Origin of the sequence: Agrobacterium sp. NPDC058088, from assembly GCF_042885035.1 — a bacterium.
GTDB lineage: Bacteria > Pseudomonadota > Alphaproteobacteria > Rhizobiales > Rhizobiaceae > Agrobacterium.
Window position 1 is genome coordinate 916,194 of the sequence record NZ_JBHVSU010000002.1, and the last position, 15,464, is coordinate 931,657.

The following is a 15,464-nucleotide window of genomic DNA, read 5'->3' on the forward strand; positions in this document are numbered from 1 at the left end:
CATGCTGTCCAGACGTTCATTGCTTGCCATTGCCGCGATTTCCGCAACGCTCGGCTTTTCGCCCGCAGCCATTGCCGATGCGCTCGGTGATATCACCTCCCGCGGCACGATCCGCGTAGCCGTCCCGCAGGATTTCCCGCCCTTCGGCAGCGTCGGCACGGATATGGCGCCGCAGGGTTACGACATCGATGTTGCCAATCTGATCGGCGAGAAGCTTGGCGTGAAGGTCGAACTTGTGCCTGTTACCAGCGCCAACCGCGTTCCCTATTTGCAGACCAATAAGGTTGATCTTGTCATTTCCAGCCTCGGCAAGAACCCGGACCGTGAAAAGGTCATCGATTTCTCCACCGCCTATGCGCCTTTTTATAATGGCGTCTTTGCGCCCGACTCGGTCGCCGTTACCAAGGCGGAAGATTTGGCCGGTAAAACCGTCGGCGTCACCCGCGGTGCTGTCGAGGATCTGGAACTGACCAAGGTCGCTCCAGCTGACACAACCATCAAGCGCTACGAGGACAATAACGGCACGATTTCCGCCTTCCTCGCCGGTCAGGTTGAAGCAGTAGCCACCGGCAACGTCGTCGCCGCCGCCATTCTCGCGAAGAACCCGCCGAAGCGCCCCGAACTGAAGTTCCTGATCAAGAATTCGCCCTGCTATATCGGCCTGAACAAGGAACAGCCGGCGCTTCTTGAAAAGGTCAACGCCATCATCGCCACCGCAAAGACAGATGGCTCGCTGAACACCATCGCGCAGAAATGGCTGAAAACCGACCTGCCCAAGGATCTCTGAGCAACCCGGCAAAATGCATGCGCCGGCCTTGCCTGAGGCGGGGCCGGCGCATGGTTTGTCTTCGCCGAAAGGAAGCATCGGGTGAAATACACATTCGATTTTGGATGGCTCCTCGACTATTATCCGCAGATCGTCAAGGGTATCGGCGTCACGCTGGAATTGATCGCCATCGGCGGCATTCTCGGCATCGCGCTCGGCATATTCTGCGCCTGGGTGCGCGCGCTCGGGCCAAAATGGCTGCGGCCACCGGTCGCGACCTATGTGGAACTCATTCGCAATACGCCGTTTCTCATACAATTGTTCTTCATTTTTTTCGGCCTGCCATCGCTTGGCCTGCAATTGTCGGAACTGAGCGCGGCCAATATCGCCATGGTGGTCAATCTCGGGGCCTATAGCTGCGAGATCATCCGCGCCGGCATTCAGGCGACGCCCAAGGGCCAGTTCGAGGCCGGGGCAAGCCTTGCCATGACCCGTTTCGAAACCTTTCGGCATGTGGTGCTGGTGCCCTCACTGCAACGCATCTGGCCGGCGCTTTCGTCGCAAGTGGTGATCGTCATGCTCGGCTCGTCGGTCGTGTCGCAGATCGCTGCCGAGGACCTGACCTTCGCGGCCAACTTCATCCAGTCGCGCACCTTCCGCGCCTTCGAGGCCTACATGGTCTCCACCGTCATCTATCTCGTGCTCGCCATTCTTCTCCGGCAGGTGCTGGTCATCGGCGGCAACTTCATTTTTCCGCGCAGGAGTGTCCGATGATCGAATTCTCCACCTGGGATATTCTCAGAAACCTGCTGCTGGCTACGCGCTGGACCGTGCTTCTCTCGCTCGTCTCTTTTGCCGGCGGTGGTCTGGTGGCGCTGCTTCTGCTGTTCATGCGCATTTCCCGGAAAAAATCGATGCGGGCTTTCGCACGCTATTATGTCGAGCTTTTTCAGGGAACGCCCCTTCTGATGCAGCTGTTCATCGCCTTTTTCGGCCTCGGCCTGTTCGGCATCGACGTGCCTGCCTGGCTGGCGGCGGGCCTGACGCTGATCCTGTGGGCGGCTGCCTTCCTCACCGAAATCTGGCGCGGCTGCGTCGAATCTGTCGCCAAAGGCCAGTGGGAGGCATCGGCAAGCCTTGCCATGGGGCGTCTGCAGCAGATGCGTTACGTCATCCTGCCGCAGGCCATGCGGGTCGCCATTCCGCCAACCGTCGGTTTCTTCGTGCAGGTCATCAAGGGAACGGCCGTGACCTCGATCATCGGTTTTGTCGAATTGTCCAAGGCGGGCACTGTGGTCACCAACGCCACCTTCCAGCCCTTCACCGTTTATGGCCTCGTCGCCCTCATCTATTTCGCGCTGTGCTGGCCTCTGTCGAAGAGCAGCCAGATCCTGGAAAGGAAGCTCAATGTCGCTCATCGAAATCACTGAAGTCCGTAAAAGCTATGGCAGCAACGAGGTTCTGAAGGGCATCAATCTCGATGTGGAGCCGGGTGAAGTCATCGCCATCATCGGCAAAAGCGGATCGGGAAAATCGACCCTGCTTCGTTGCATCAACGGGCTGGAGACAATCTCGGCCGGTTCGATCTCGGTCGCTGGCGCGCAGCTTCTCGACGATGATTTGCATCTCAAGGCGCTACGGCTGAAGGTCGGCATGATCTTCCAGCAGTTCAATCTCTTTCCGCACCAGACCGTTGGCGGCAACGTCATGCTGTCGCAGACCGTGGTGAAAAAGACACCGAAACCGGAAGCGGAAGCCGTTGCCCGCAAGATGCTGGAACGGGTCGGGCTTGCGCATAAATTCGACGCCTATCCCGATGAACTGTCCGGTGGCCAGCAGCAGCGCGTCGCTATCGCCCGCGCGCTCGCAATGCAGCCCATCGCACTCCTATGCGATGAAATCACCTCGGCGCTCGATCCCGAACTTGTCGCGGAAGTGCTTGCCGTGGTGCGGGAACTCGCCGCTGAAGGCATGACACTCTTGATGGTGACGCATGAGATGAAGTTTGCGCGCGACGTCTGCTCCCGCGTCGTTTTCATGCATGAGGGCAGGGTGCATGAAATCGGCCCGCCGGAAGAGGTGTTTTCCAATCCCGCAACACCCGAACTCAAGCAATTCCTGGGCGTTGCCGCGGGCCACTGAGAACCATCAGGACGAATAACAAAAAGGCCGGCGGGTGAAAACCTGCCGGCCTTTGATCTTGGTTGGTTTCGGGTTAGCGCTTCGAAACCGGAACGTAGTCGCGCTTGCCGGCGCCCGTATAGAGCTGGCGCGGACGGCCGATACGCTGCTGCGGATCTTCGATCATTTCGTTCCACTGTGCGATCCAGCCGACGGTGCGGGCGAGCGCGAAGAGAACGGTGAACATGGTCGTGGGGAAGCCGAGCGCCTTCAGCGTGATGCCGGAATAGAAGTCGACATTCGGGTAAAGCTTCTTTTCGACGAAGTAGGGGTCGGAAAGAGCGATCTTTTCCAGTTCCAGAGCAACCTGCATGATCGGATCGTCGGAGTTGCCGGTGGCTTCCAGCACTTCGTACATCGTCTTCTGCATGATCTTGGCGCGGGGGTCGTAGTTCTTGTAAACGCGGTGGCCAAAGCCCATCAGGCGGAACGGGTCGTTCTTGTCCTTGGCGCGGGCGATATACTCAGGAATACGGTCAACCGTGCCGATTTCGTTGAGCATGTTGAGCGCCGCTTCGTTGGCGCCGCCGTGAGCCGGACCCCAGAGGCAGGCGATGCCAGCCGCGATACAGGCGAACGGGTTTGCACCCGAAGAACCGGCAAGACGCACCGTAGAGGTGGAGGCATTCTGCTCGTGATCGGCATGCAGGATAAAGATGCGATCCATGGCGCGGGCCAGGACCGGATCGACCTTGTATTCCTCGCAAGGCACGGCAAAGCACATGTGTAGGAAGTTAGAGGCGTAATCCAGATCGTTCTTCGGATAAACGAAGGGCTGGCCGATATGGTACTTGTAAGCCATGGCGGCGATCGTCGGCATCTTCGCGATCATGCGCAGCGACGCGACCATGCGCTGGTGCGGATCGGTGATGTCGGTCGAGTCGTGGTAGAAGGCCGAGAGAGCGCCGACCGTGCCGCACATGACGGCCATCGGGTGCGCATCACGGCGGTAGCCGGTGAAGAAGCGGCTCATCTGCTCGTGCACCATGGTGTGGCGCGTGACGCGGGTGTCGAAGTCCTTCTTCTGCGCAGCCGTCGGCAACTCGCCGTAAAGCAGCAGATAGCAGGTTTCTAGGAAGTCGCCCTGTTCGGCGAGTTGCTCGATGGGGAAACCACGGTGAAGGAGAACGCCCTCGTCACCGTCGATATAGGTGATCTTGGATTCGCAGGAGGCCGTCGACGTGAAACCCGGGTCGTAAGTGAAGGAGCCCGTGTGCTTGTAGAGCGTGGCGATATCGACGACGCTTGGTCCAATCGTGCCTTCCCTTACCGGGAGTTCCACCTGCTTTTCGCCAAGTGTCACTGTAGCGCTTTTTTCCGTCATACTGATCCTCCGAGAACATGCGGGTGGAGGCGTTGAGACACGCCTCGCGGTTAAGCGTCTACCGATTAGCTATATGATCCTGGCGCGGATGCCAAGCTATCCAAAGGTCAAATTGTGCATTGCGGCAAACGCAATTGCGTTGCTTTTCTCTTTATTGATCATAGCAATTCAATCTCGGTCAACGCAGGGTTAAAGGAAAGCATTGCAATCCCGCGCGTCCGCCTGCAAACCTGTTTCCGGTGCGGCAGGGGCGCGGCGCAGATTGCTTGGTCAAGGGGAAAAACAGCATTTCGGATATGCCGAAACGATGCAGGGCGGCTTGCCCCGCACGGCAGATATCCTGTCTCCGCTGCGCCGGACCGGTGAGGTCGCGACAAATGATTTGCCGGCCCTTGCAGACAAGCCGAAACCGCAAATTGCCGTTCTCCAGAAAATCACCACCTGCCTCGCAGAGGAACGTGCATTCGGCCATGATTTTCTTTTCGTACCGGTCTTCATCGGCTGTGGGGCGATCCTCTGGTTTTCCCTTGATGTAGCACCTTCATTGCCGCTTCTTGTTGTTCTATTTTTGCTCGCCGCCGGCGTGACATTCGCCGCCCGATATCGCGCGACCCTGGTAGCCACGGCCTGCAGCCTCGTCGCACTGCTGTTGCTAGGCATGCTTTTCGCCGAATTTGAAACGCGGCGGGCGGGGACTGTGGTGCTGGATACGCCCGTTACCACCACCATTACCGGCACGGTGATGCGCCGAGAGGTCGATGCCCGCGGCGACTGGCGTTATGTGGTGCAATTGGCTGCGACAGAAGCGCCGGCATTGTCACGCCTGCCTGGAAAGGTTTCGTTGCTGGCCCGCGGCGGCGGAAAGCCGGTGGCGCTCGGTGCGACGATCCGCGGTAAGGCGCGGCTTTCGCCGCCATCCGGTCCGGCTTTGCCCGGTCTCAATGATTTCGCCTTCGCCTCCTATTTCAAGGGCATTGGCGCGACCGGCTTTTTTTACAAGCCGCCACAGATGGTAGCTGCCCCCGATATCGATGCAAAAAAGGACTGGCTGGGGTGGGCGGATATGCGGCTTTACGGTCTGCGCATCGCCATTGCCGAGCGCATTCGCACCACGATCGGCGGCGACGCCGGCGCTTTTGCCGCCTCGATCGTCACCGATGAGAGACAGGCCATATCGGCCGGGACGATGGAAGCGTTGCGGCTTTCCGGGCTTGCCCATATCGTCGCCATATCCGGCCTCAACATGGCGCTGGCGTCAGGCATATTCTTCGTGGGATTGCGGCTCGCCTTCAGCCTGTTTCCGGCCTTTGCTCAACGCTGGCCGGTGAAGAAGTTGTCCGCCTTTGCGGCACTGCTGATGACGCTCGCCTATTACCTGATTTCCGGTTTTGCCGTCTCTGCCGAACGCGCATGGCTGATGATGTCGGTGATGCTGATCGCCGTTCTCTTCGATCAGCCCTCGCTCAGCCTCAGGAATGTTGCGTTGTCCGCTCTGGTCATCCTTGCCCTGTCTCCTTCGGAAATCATGGGGCCGAGCTTTCAGATGTCTTTCGCCGCCACGATTGCGCTTGTCGCCGCCTATGCCGCCTGGAGCCGCTGGCGCACTGACCGTGAGCGCCTGTTCATCGGGCGCAAACCCGCGTGGGTGACAGTGGTGGAAACGGCAGGCGCCGTCATCGGTGGTGTCATCACAACATCGTTGATCGGTGGACTTTCGACGGCGATCTATTCTGTCGAGCATTTTCAGCGTGTCACCACCTATGGACTTTTTGCCAATCTGGCGGCGATGCCGCTGATGTCGCTGATTGTCATGCCCTTTGGTCTTGTCGCCATGCTGCTGATGCCCTTTGGGCTCGATGCACCATTTCTGAAGGTCATGGGTTACGGCATGGCGCTAGTCATCGACGTTGCGGATGAAGTCGCGTCCTGGGGCGGCAGCGCGGCGACCGGTCGGCCGCACGGCGCTTTCATCGGCATTGCTTCAGTGGGTTTCCTGTTGCTGACATTGCTGCGCAGCCGGCTGGCGCTGCTTGGAATTCCACCGCTGCTCTTTGCCTTCGGCCTGTCCGGAGCCGTCGCCCAACGCGATCTGCCCGATCTGCTTATCCATGAGGAGGGGAGGCTGGTGGCGCTTCTGGACGAGGGCAAGGTCTACACCACAAAGACACGACCACAGGGCTTCATCTATGACCAGTGGCAAAGGGCGCTGCTGCTGCCGCAAAAGCCGCTCGCGCCTGTCCTTCTCAAGAAAGCAGTTCCGACAACCACCGTTGCCCTAAGCGCAAAATCGAAACTGGCGCCGGAGGATTTGAAGGCCTTGGCGCGCGAAATGACGGCCACGCTGAGGGATGCTGCGCCGGGCGTCTTTACCTGCCGGACGGGCATCTGGTGCGTGGCGCGTGCGCGAAGCGGCGAATGGATCATCGTGCTGGAGGACGGTCGGTTTGCCGGGAAAGCCTGTGATATCGCCGATATCGTCATCGTTTCCCGCAGAACCTCATTTGCGCAATGCCGCTCGGGAGCCTTGCTGCTCAACCGCGACATATTAAGGCGCATCGGCTCGGTTGAGCTAAATTTCGCCGGCAGCGATGAAGCGGGCGTCGTGGGACAGATGCGCGCTGCAACCGCCGGTGCGGACAGGCCGTGGAGCGAACATCGCTTCTATGACTGGAAGAGCGGCCGTTTTGACCACGAGGTGCCTGAAGCCGTTACCCGCTTGCTGGCGGCATCGCAATGAGTGCCGCCAGAAAGGTTCGTCAGGCCTTCACTCAGACCTTGGCGCGCAGATCCGCGGTCACTTCGCCAATGCCGCCAATTTCCTCTTCATGTGGCAGGTCGCGCCAGATTTCCTTCAGTCCGGCCTCGTACCATTCGCGCATGGCGGGCAGGGCGAGCAGCCGGTCGCAATAGGCTTTCGCTGCCGGCGAAAGATCGGCGCCATAGGTCTGGAAACGGAACGCCACCGGGCAGAAGAAGGCGTCGACCGCCGTGAATTTCTGACCGGCGAGAAAAGGTCCGCCGAATCTGGTGAGACCTTCACTCCACAACGCATCGATGCGCTTTATATCGGCCGCAAGCCCGGCATCGCCAGCTTTTGGTCTTACCCGGATACCGACCGACATGGGGTAGAGATTGCGCAGTGAGAAAAATCCCGCATGCATTTCGCTCGCCGCCGAGCGTGACCAGGCCCGCGCCTGCTTGTCGCTCGCCCAGACGCCCTGATGCCTCTCGGCCAGATATTCGGCGATCGACAGTGATTCCCAAACTGTCACTCCCTCGTCGACAAGGCATGGCACCTTGCCGGTCGGCGAAAATGTGGAGAAGGAAACACCTTCGCCGAAGGGAATGAGTTTTTCATCAAAGGCGATGCCAAGCGTGCGCATCAAAACCCAGGGTCGCAACGACCATGAGGAATAGTTCTTGTTGGCAATATAAAGATCGTACATGGCGTTTTTCCCCGATAGGACGCGCATTTCTACACCTGCGAAGGCGCTCTGGAATATCGCAAATAATCCATGGCTCCCATAAGCCGCATTGATGAATGGGAAGCGAGGGTGACAGAAAAGAGTTCTGTCGATCTCACCGCTTGGAGACAGAAAGCACTTGCGACAATGCTGAGCGAAGCAGAAGGCCGATTGAGTTTACGCGTTAAGCCAACTCTATGCCTGCGGCGTCAGGGAAACAAAGCGAGGATTGATTCTCAAAAAATGACGCGCCATCGGCCAGATGACGCGCATGTTCCTGCATCGGCAAACCAAGTCTTTCCCAGAAGTCGACACTTCATAGGGGAGCACCATTTTTATGACGGCCCCATCGCGACAGGGACTCTGCGCGATGTCACCACATCAATGGTAACGGCGGATCAATCCCACCAGCTTGCCCTGAATTTTCACCCGATCCGGTCCGAAAATGCGGGTCTCATAGGCCGGGTTTGCCGCTTCCAGCGCAATGGACGCACCCTTGCGGCGAAAGCGCTTCAGCGTGGCCTCTTCATCATCCACCAGCGCCACGACAATATCGCCCGGATTGGCGGTGTTGCCGTTGCGGATGATGACGGTGTCGCCGTCAAAAATCCCGGCCTCGATCATCGAATCGCCTTTGACCTCAAGCGCGTAATGTTCGCCCGACCCCAGCATATCCACCGGCACAGCCACATCGTGGGTATTGTTCTGGATGGCAGAAATCGGCACACCGGCAGCGATGCGGCCCATGACGGGAACGGTGGCGGCACCTGCGAAATCGTTGGCGGGCGCCTTAGGGGCGGGGGCGGGTTCCGGCTCCTTCGGTTTTCCGAGACTTCCCTCGATGACGCTCGGCGAAAAGCCGCGCTGCGGCCTTGCGCCCGGCGTGTAAGCCTCAGGCAACTTGATGACTTCGAGCGCTCGCGCCCTGTTGGGTAGCCGGCGAATGAATCCGCGCTCTTCGAGTGCGGTAATCAGCCGGTGAATACCGGATTTCGAAGCAAGATCGAGTGCGTCCTTCATTTCATCGAAGGAGGGCGGCACGCCGGACTCTTTCATTCTTTCATGAATGAAGAGAAGCAATTCCTGCTGTTTGCGCGTGAGCATGAGGAAAACACCCTTGAGAATCGTCGTTGAAGTCGCGAAACAAATACAGAACGAACACTATATGTTCCATATGTGTTCTGCAATCCCCTAAAATTTCGTGAACCTGCTATCTGTTGTTTTGATGATTTGCTTCATGGCGCCTGATTGTGCTCTTCTGACGTCCAAATCGTCCAGGTATGCTTGGGCGGGGTGCCAGCGCAGGAAAACAGGCCATGATGAAATCACATCGCATCGATCATCTCGTTCTGCCAGTGGAAGATCTCGGCATTGCCGTAAAGCGCCTTGTCAGCCTTGGATTTACGGTCGCACCGGAAGCTTTGCATCCGTTCGGAACCCGAAATGCCTGTGTCTTTTTCAAAGACGATACCTATCTTGAGCCACTCGCGATTGCTGATCCGGCTAAATATAACGCATCTGCGGACGGCGGCGATGTGTTCACAGGCAGGGACAGGGCCTTCAGGCAAAAAGTCGGGCAGGAGGGCTTTTCGGCTCTCGTGGCCAAAACCGAGGATGCCCTTGCAGACCATGAGAGGTTTGTGACGTCGGACGTGTCGGCTGGCGATGTATTCCATTTTTCACGCCCCGTGCGGATGCCAGACGGATCGCAGAGCGAGGCGGCCTTCCGTCTCGCCTTCGCGGCAAGCGGTTCGGCGGCGGATTTCTTCCTCTTTAGTTGCCAGCGGCTGCGCGCCCTGCCGGGAGACCGCGCGGCGCTGGAGCGTCACGCCAACAGTGTCTCAGGCCTTAGCGAAATTATCCTGTTTTCAGGTGGCGACACGAAGGCGGTGCACCTGATCGAAACTGTGTTGGGCTGTGAGGGTAGGGTGTCTTCGGGTGGAGACATGGTTTTTGTTGCCGGCAATGCCCGCGTGAGGCTAACCCAAAAAGCTGACTTGGGCGGACTGGCCTTAGGACTTTCTGCCGGGAGCGACGTCGGATTGCATGGCATGGGCGTCGTCTTTTCTGCCGACGATCTTGCCGTGACAGAAGCGGTGCTTGCTGCTAATGGCGTGTTCTGCGCAAAAGCGGGCGGCCGTCTGGTGGTGCCCGCCGCACCCGGTCAGGGCGTTGCCTTCGCCTTCGAGGAAAAATGATGAGCGTTACGAACAATCTCAAAGTCACCGCCGGCGATGGCGCCAGCAAGGTTTCCTTCTCCAATGCCGAGCGCTTTTCGCTGATCGCCGGTCCGTGCCAGATGGAAAGCCGCGAGCATGCCTTCATGATTGCTGGCGTGCTGAAGGAGCTTTGCGACAAGCTGGGAATCGGACTTGTTTATAAGTCCTCCTTCGATAAGGCCAACCGCACCTCGCTTTCCGGCAAGCGCGGCATTGGCCTTGAGAGTGCGATGCAGGTTTTCGCCGATCTCAAGAAGGAGTTCGGCTTTCCTGTTTTGACCGACATTCACACCGAAGAACAATGCGCCATCGTTTCCGAGGTGGTGGATGTCTTGCAAATTCCAGCCTTCCTCAGCCGTCAGACCGATCTTCTCGTCGCAGCTGCAAAAACCGGTCGCGTCATCAATGTCAAAAAGGGTCAGTTCCTGGCGCCCTGGGACATGAAGAACGTGTTGGCCAAGCTGAATGAGAGCGGCAACCCGAACGTGCTTCTGTGCGAACGCGGCGCATCCTTCGGTTACAACACGCTGGTTTCCGATATGCGCTCTCTGCCGATCATGGCATCGCTCGGCGCGCCTGTCGTGTTTGACGCTACCCATTCGGTGCAGCAGCCGGGCGGGCAGGGCGGCTCCACGGGCGGCCAGCGTGAATTCGTCGAGACTTTGGCCCGTGCCGCTGTCGCTGTCGGCGTCGCCGGTCTCTTTATTGAAACCCATGAAGACCCGGATAATGCGCCTTCCGACGGCCCCAACATGGTGCACCTGAAGGACATGCCCGAACTGCTCGAAAAGCTTCTGGCCTTTGACGCCATTACCAAGGCGTAAGGGAACGGCTGTTGATCCGTACCAATCGATTTTAAATGGCGGGTGCCCCGTTTCTGCCGTCCGCCGTCATTGTAATTTCTTCGCCATCGTCTAAGACAGGCGACGGAAAATATCTGTTCCATTCCCAAGGGAGAGACCATGACTGCCATTACCGATATTATTGCGCGCGAAATCCTCGACAGCCGCGGCAACCCGACCGTTGAAGTCGATGTGTACCTCGAAGACGGCTCCATGGGCCGTGCAGCCGTTCCGTCGGGCGCCTCCACCGGCGCGCATGAAGCGGTTGAGCTGCGCGACGGCGGCAAGCGTTATCTCGGCAAGGGCGTGGAAAAGGCTGTTGAAGCCGTCAACACGGAAATCTTCGACGCCATCGGCGGCTTCGATGCTGAAAACCAGATTCAGATCGACCAGATGATGATCGCGCTGGACGGCACCCCGAACAAGTCGCGCATCGGCGCGAACGCCATTCTCGGCGTTTCGCTCGCCATCGCCAAGGCTGCTGCCGAAGCCTCCGGTCTGCCGCTTTACCGTTATGTCGGCGGCCCAAACGCGCATCTGCTGCCGGTTCCGATGATGAACATCATCAACGGCGGCGCGCATGCCGACAACCCGATCGACTTCCAGGAATTCATGATCCTGCCGGTTGGCGCGGAAAACATCCGCGAAGCCGTACGTATGGGATCGGAGGTGTTCCACACGCTGAAGAAAGAATTGTCCGCGCAGGGCCACAACACCAATGTCGGTGACGAAGGTGGTTTCGCACCTGGCCTCGAAAGCGCGCCGGCGGCGCTCGATTTCATCATGAAGTCGATCGAGAAAGCCGGTTACCGTCCGGGCGAAGACATGTATGTCGGCCTCGACTGTGCATCGACCGAATTCTTCAAGAACGGCAAATACGTTCTCGAGGGCGAAGGCCGCACGCTGGAATCGGGTGCGATGGCTGAATACCTCGCAGACCTCGTTGCAAAGTATCCGATCATTTCCATCGAAGACGGTATGGCTGAAGACGACTGGGACGGATGGAAGACATTGACCGACCTCATCGGCAATAAGTGCCAGCTGGTCGGCGACGATCTCTTCGTCACCAACTCCGCACGTCTGCGCGATGGCATCAAGATGGGCGTTGCAAACTCCATCCTCGTCAAGGTCAACCAGATCGGTTCGCTCTCCGAGACGCTGGATGCGGTGGAAACCGCGCACAAGGCTGGCTACACCGCCGTTATGTCGCACCGCTCGGGCGAGACGGAAGATTCCACCATTGCCGATCTCGCTGTCGCGACGAACTGCGGTCAGATCAAGACCGGCTCGCTCGCTCGTTCCGACCGGCTTGCAAAGTACAACCAGCTGATCCGCATCGAAGAAATGCTCGGTCCGCAGGCTGCATACGCCGGCCGTTCAATCCTGCGTGGTTAATTCGCCAGGATTTCCGGGAGCTTTTCTGCCTTAAGAGCTAGCAGTATTACAGGCTAGCAGCACATTTCTACGTCATCCTCGGCCCTGTGCCGAGGATCTGCCAACGTCTCGTCAATTCGATACCTAGCAGATGCTCGGGTCACGCGCGAGCATGGTGGAGGAGGAGAGCTTTCAGAACGACGTCATTGTTGAAGCCCGCCTCTCGGCGGGCTTTTTAATGCCCATTTGCCAATCGCCTGTTAAGGTCAACGGATAGTTAAACAATCCACTCTAGTCTCAGAATCAAGTTACGCGTTTTGAGGCATCTCTCCGGCATGTGGACCAGACATCATAAAAAGAGACGATTCGGTCGGCTGATCGTTCCAGCCATCACCATCGCTTTTCTTTCCTATTTCGGCTATCATTCCATCCATGGCGACTTCGGCCTGCAGGCAACCGAGCGGCTTGAGCGCCAGCGCATGACACGCACTGCGGAACTTGCAAAGCTGACGCAGGCCCGTGTGGCGCTGGAGCGGCAGGTGGAATTGCTGAGTGATGGCTCGCTCGAGCGGGACATGATCGATGAGATTTCGCGTTATCAGCTGAATATGTCCCGCACGGACGAAATCGTCATCATGAACACATATTTCTGATTAACCTGAATCAAGTTAATTAATGATTTTTGATTTATTCACAGCATCTTAGCGTGAATATGTGCCATGCGTTTAAAGCATTGCTGCATGGCGTTTTCTTGAATATGGTACGCGCCACTCTATCCATTCAAATGGCAACTCAGGGAGGGATGAATGGCGCCGCGAAAATCAGCGACCGTATCCGGCCGCAAGACCACGGCAAAGGCTGCAACCGAATTCACCGGCAAGAACAGCCCCGACTTCTCCAAGGAAGACGAACTTCACGCTTACCGTGAAATGTTGCTCATCCGCCGCTTCGAGGAAAAGGCCGGCCAGCTCTACGGTATGGGCTTTATCGGTGGTTTCTGTCACCTCTACATCGGCCAGGAAGCCGTTGTTGTCGGCATGCAGATGTCGCAGAAGGAAGGCGATCAGGTCATCACCGCTTATCGTGACCATGGACACATGCTTGCACTCGGCATGAGCGCGCGTGGCGTCATGGCCGAATTGACCGGCCGCCGCGGCGGTCTGTCGAAAGGCAAGGGCGGCTCCATGCACATGTTCTCCAAGGAGAAGCATTTCTATGGAGGCCACGGCATCGTTGGTGCGCAGGTTTCGCTCGGCACCGGTCTCGCCTTCGCCAACAAATATCGCGGCAACGACAATGTCTCCGTGACCTATTTCGGTGATGGCGCTGCCAACCAGGGCCAGGTCTATGAGAGCTTCAACATGGCTGCTCTCTGGAAACTGCCGATCATCTATATCGTCGAAAACAACCGTTATGCCATGGGCACCTCGACCGCCCGCGCCACCGCCCAGTCGAACTATTCGCTGCGTGGCCAGTCCTTCGGCATTCCCGGCGTTCAGGTGGATGGCATGGATGTGCGCGCCGTTAAGGCCGCAGCCGACCAGGCGCTGGAACATTGCCGTTCCGGCAAGGGTCCGATCATTCTGGAAATGCTGACCTATCGTTACCGTGGTCACTCCATGTCCGACCCGGCGAAATACCGTTCCAAGGATGAAGTGCAGAAGATGCGCTCCGAACATGACCCGATCGAGCAGGTCAAGGCACGGCTTCTGGAGCAGGGCTGGGCAAGCGAAGACGAACTCAAGGCCATCGACAAGGATGTCCGTGATATCGTCGCCGATAGCGCAGACTTCGCCCAGAACGACCCAGAGCCGGATGTATCCGAGCTTTACACCGACATTCTGCTCTGATCGGGAAAGGGAAACCAATGCCAGTAGAAATTCTTATGCCCGCCCTTTCTCCGACCATGGAGGAAGGCACGCTTTCCAAGTGGCTAAAAAAGGAAGGCGACAAGGTCACCTCCGGTGACGTGATCGCCGAGATCGAGACCGACAAGGCGACCATGGAAGTGGAAGCCGTGGACGAAGGCGTGATCGGCAAGCTGCTGATCGAGGCCGGCACCGAAGGTGTCAAGGTCAACACGGCAATCGCCGTTCTTCTTCAGGATGGCGAAAGCGCTGACGCGATCTCTTCTTCCGCCAAGAAGGAAGAGCCGAAGGCGGAAGCTGCCAATTCTGGTTCTGACGCCGCTGGCGGCAAGACCCGCGAAGCTGCCGAAGAGCCGAGCGCTGCCAAGGAAGCCGCCAAGGTTCCAGCTGCCCCGAAGATCGAAGCTGCAGCCGATCCGGACATTCCGGAAGGCACGGAAATGGTGATGACGACAGTGCGTGAAGCACTGCGCGACGCCATGGCCGAAGAAATGCGCGCCGACGAAAAAGTCTTCGTCATGGGTGAAGAAGTCGCCGAATATCAGGGCGCCTACAAGATCACCCAAGGCCTGTTGCAGGAATTCGGCGAGCGCCGCGTCATCGACACCCCGATCACCGAGCACGGTTTTGCCGGTATCGGCGTCGGTGCGGCCATGACTGGCCTCAAGCCCATCGTCGAATTCATGACCTTCAACTTTGCCATGCAGGCGATCGACCAGATCGTCAACTCGGCGGCGAAGACGCTTTACATGTCGGGCGGCCAGATGGGCGCGCCGATGGTGTTCCGTGGTCCCTCGGGTGCCGCTGCTCGCGTTGGCGCGCAGCACTCGCAATGTTACGCCGCATGGTACAGCCATATTCCGGGCCTCAAGGTCGTCATGCCTTACACGGCAGCCGACGCCAAGGGTCTGCTGAAGGCGGCTATCCGCGATCCGAACCCGGTCATCTTCCTTGAGAACGAAATTCTCTACGGCCAGAGCTTCGAAGTGCCGAAGCTCGATGATTTCGTGCTGCCAATCGGCAAGGCGCGCATTCACCGCAAGGGCAAGGACGCGACCATCGTTTCCTTCGGCATCGGCATGACCTATGCCATCAAGGCGGTAGCGGAACTCGAAAAGCTCGGCATCGATGTCGAACTGATCGATCTGCGCACCATCCGTCCGATGGATCTGCCCACCGTCATCGAATCGGTCAAGAAGACCGGTCGTCTGGTCACGGTCGAGGAAGGCTTCCCGCAGTCATCGGTCGGTGACTTCATCGCCAACCAGGTCATGCGCGCCGCTTTCGATCACCTCGATGCGCCGATCCTGACGATTGCTGGCAAGGACGTTCCGATGCCCTACGCGGCGAACCTCGAAAAGCTGGCTCTGCCCAACGTCGATGAAGTCGTTCAGGCCGTCAAAACCGTCTGCTACAAGTAAGGGGA

General features: G+C 58.3%; 14 protein-coding genes. 11 read left to right on the top strand and 3 right to left on the bottom strand.

Annotated elements, in window-relative coordinates; all coding sequences use genetic code 11:
• The first annotated feature begins 1 nt into the window (after position 1).
• From ACFVTJ_RS09835 to ACFVTJ_RS09850, 4 genes are all read left to right on the top strand, one after another.
• Positions 2 to 787, top strand: a complete 786-nt coding sequence (locus ACFVTJ_RS09835) for a transporter substrate-binding domain-containing protein (protein WP_386906749.1) — start codon at positions 2 to 4, stop codon at positions 785 to 787.
• Between the two features lie 81 nt (positions 788 to 868).
• On the top strand, positions 869 to 1,540 hold the full coding sequence (locus ACFVTJ_RS09840; protein WP_386906751.1) for an amino acid ABC transporter permease: 672 nt from the start codon (positions 869 to 871) through the stop codon (positions 1,538 to 1,540).
• Entirely contained in the window at positions 1,537 to 2,196 is a 660-nt protein-coding gene (locus tag ACFVTJ_RS09845) for an amino acid ABC transporter permease (RefSeq protein ID WP_003521390.1), read from the top strand. The genes ACFVTJ_RS09840 and ACFVTJ_RS09845 overlap by 4 nt, the downstream gene beginning before the upstream one ends.
• Positions 2,174 to 2,908, top strand: coding sequence for an amino acid ABC transporter ATP-binding protein (locus ACFVTJ_RS09850; RefSeq protein ID WP_386906753.1), 735 nt, complete (start codon positions 2,174 to 2,176; stop codon positions 2,906 to 2,908). Before ACFVTJ_RS09845 ends, ACFVTJ_RS09850 begins: the two co-directional genes overlap by 23 nt.
• Positions 2,909 to 2,981: 73 nt before the next feature.
• On the opposite strand, the gene gltA is transcribed toward ACFVTJ_RS09850, so the two are convergent.
• Positions 2,982 to 4,271, bottom strand: a complete 1,290-nt coding sequence (gltA, locus tag ACFVTJ_RS09855) for a citrate synthase (protein WP_003496202.1) — start codon at positions 4,269 to 4,271, stop codon at positions 2,982 to 2,984.
• A 307-nt stretch (positions 4,272 to 4,578) separates the two neighbouring features.
• On the opposite strand from gltA, the gene ACFVTJ_RS09860 reads away from it, so the two are divergent.
• Positions 4,579 to 7,008, top strand: coding sequence for a ComEC/Rec2 family competence protein (locus tag ACFVTJ_RS09860; protein ID WP_386906944.1), 2,430 nt, complete (start codon positions 4,579 to 4,581; stop codon positions 7,006 to 7,008).
• 31 nt (positions 7,009 to 7,039) lie between these two features.
• On the opposite strand, the gene ACFVTJ_RS09865 is transcribed toward ACFVTJ_RS09860, so the two are convergent.
• Positions 7,040 to 7,717, bottom strand: a complete 678-nt coding sequence (locus ACFVTJ_RS09865; RefSeq protein WP_386906755.1) for a glutathione S-transferase family protein — start codon at positions 7,715 to 7,717, stop codon at positions 7,040 to 7,042.
• Between the two features lie 399 nt (positions 7,718 to 8,116).
• Positions 8,117 to 8,839, bottom strand: a complete 723-nt coding sequence (gene lexA, locus ACFVTJ_RS09870) for a transcriptional repressor LexA (RefSeq protein WP_386906757.1) — start codon at positions 8,837 to 8,839, stop codon at positions 8,117 to 8,119.
• Positions 8,840 to 9,051: 212 nt separating this feature from the next.
• Here lexA and ACFVTJ_RS09875 point away from each other — a divergent pair, with 212 nt between their 5' ends.
• The 6 genes from ACFVTJ_RS09875 to ACFVTJ_RS09900 all read left to right on the top strand — a co-directional run bounded on the left by ACFVTJ_RS09875 (position 9,052) and on the right by ACFVTJ_RS09900 (position 15,459).
• The gene (locus tag ACFVTJ_RS09875) at positions 9,052 to 9,933 is read left to right on the top strand and encodes a VOC family protein (protein ID WP_386906759.1); all 882 of its coding nucleotides are present in this window, start codon (positions 9,052 to 9,054) and stop codon (positions 9,931 to 9,933) included.
• Entirely contained in the window at positions 9,933 to 10,778 is an 846-nt protein-coding gene (gene kdsA, locus ACFVTJ_RS09880) for a 3-deoxy-8-phosphooctulonate synthase (RefSeq protein WP_386906761.1), read from the top strand. Before ACFVTJ_RS09875 ends, kdsA begins: the two co-directional genes overlap by 1 nt.
• Before the next feature lie 138 nt (positions 10,779 to 10,916).
• Positions 10,917 to 12,191: a phosphopyruvate hydratase gene (eno, locus tag ACFVTJ_RS09885; protein ID WP_022556098.1), complete on the top strand. Its 1,275-nt coding sequence runs from the start codon at positions 10,917 to 10,919 to the stop codon at positions 12,189 to 12,191.
• 314 nt (positions 12,192 to 12,505) lie between these two features.
• Complete coding sequence (locus ACFVTJ_RS09890; RefSeq protein WP_386906763.1) at positions 12,506 to 12,823, top strand: septum formation initiator family protein; 318 nt, start codon at positions 12,506 to 12,508, stop codon at positions 12,821 to 12,823.
• A gap of 153 nt (positions 12,824 to 12,976) precedes the next feature.
• Positions 12,977 to 14,020 carry a pyruvate dehydrogenase (acetyl-transferring) E1 component subunit alpha gene (gene pdhA, locus ACFVTJ_RS09895; RefSeq protein WP_065653902.1) on the top strand — a complete coding sequence of 348 codons (1,044 nt, stop codon included), beginning with the start codon at positions 12,977 to 12,979 and terminating at the stop codon, positions 14,018 to 14,020.
• A gap of 17 nt (positions 14,021 to 14,037) precedes the next feature.
• The gene (locus ACFVTJ_RS09900; RefSeq protein WP_386906765.1) at positions 14,038 to 15,459 is read left to right on the top strand and encodes a pyruvate dehydrogenase complex E1 component subunit beta; all 1,422 of its coding nucleotides are present in this window, start codon (positions 14,038 to 14,040) and stop codon (positions 15,457 to 15,459) included.
• Positions 15,460 to 15,464 lie beyond the last annotated feature (5 nt).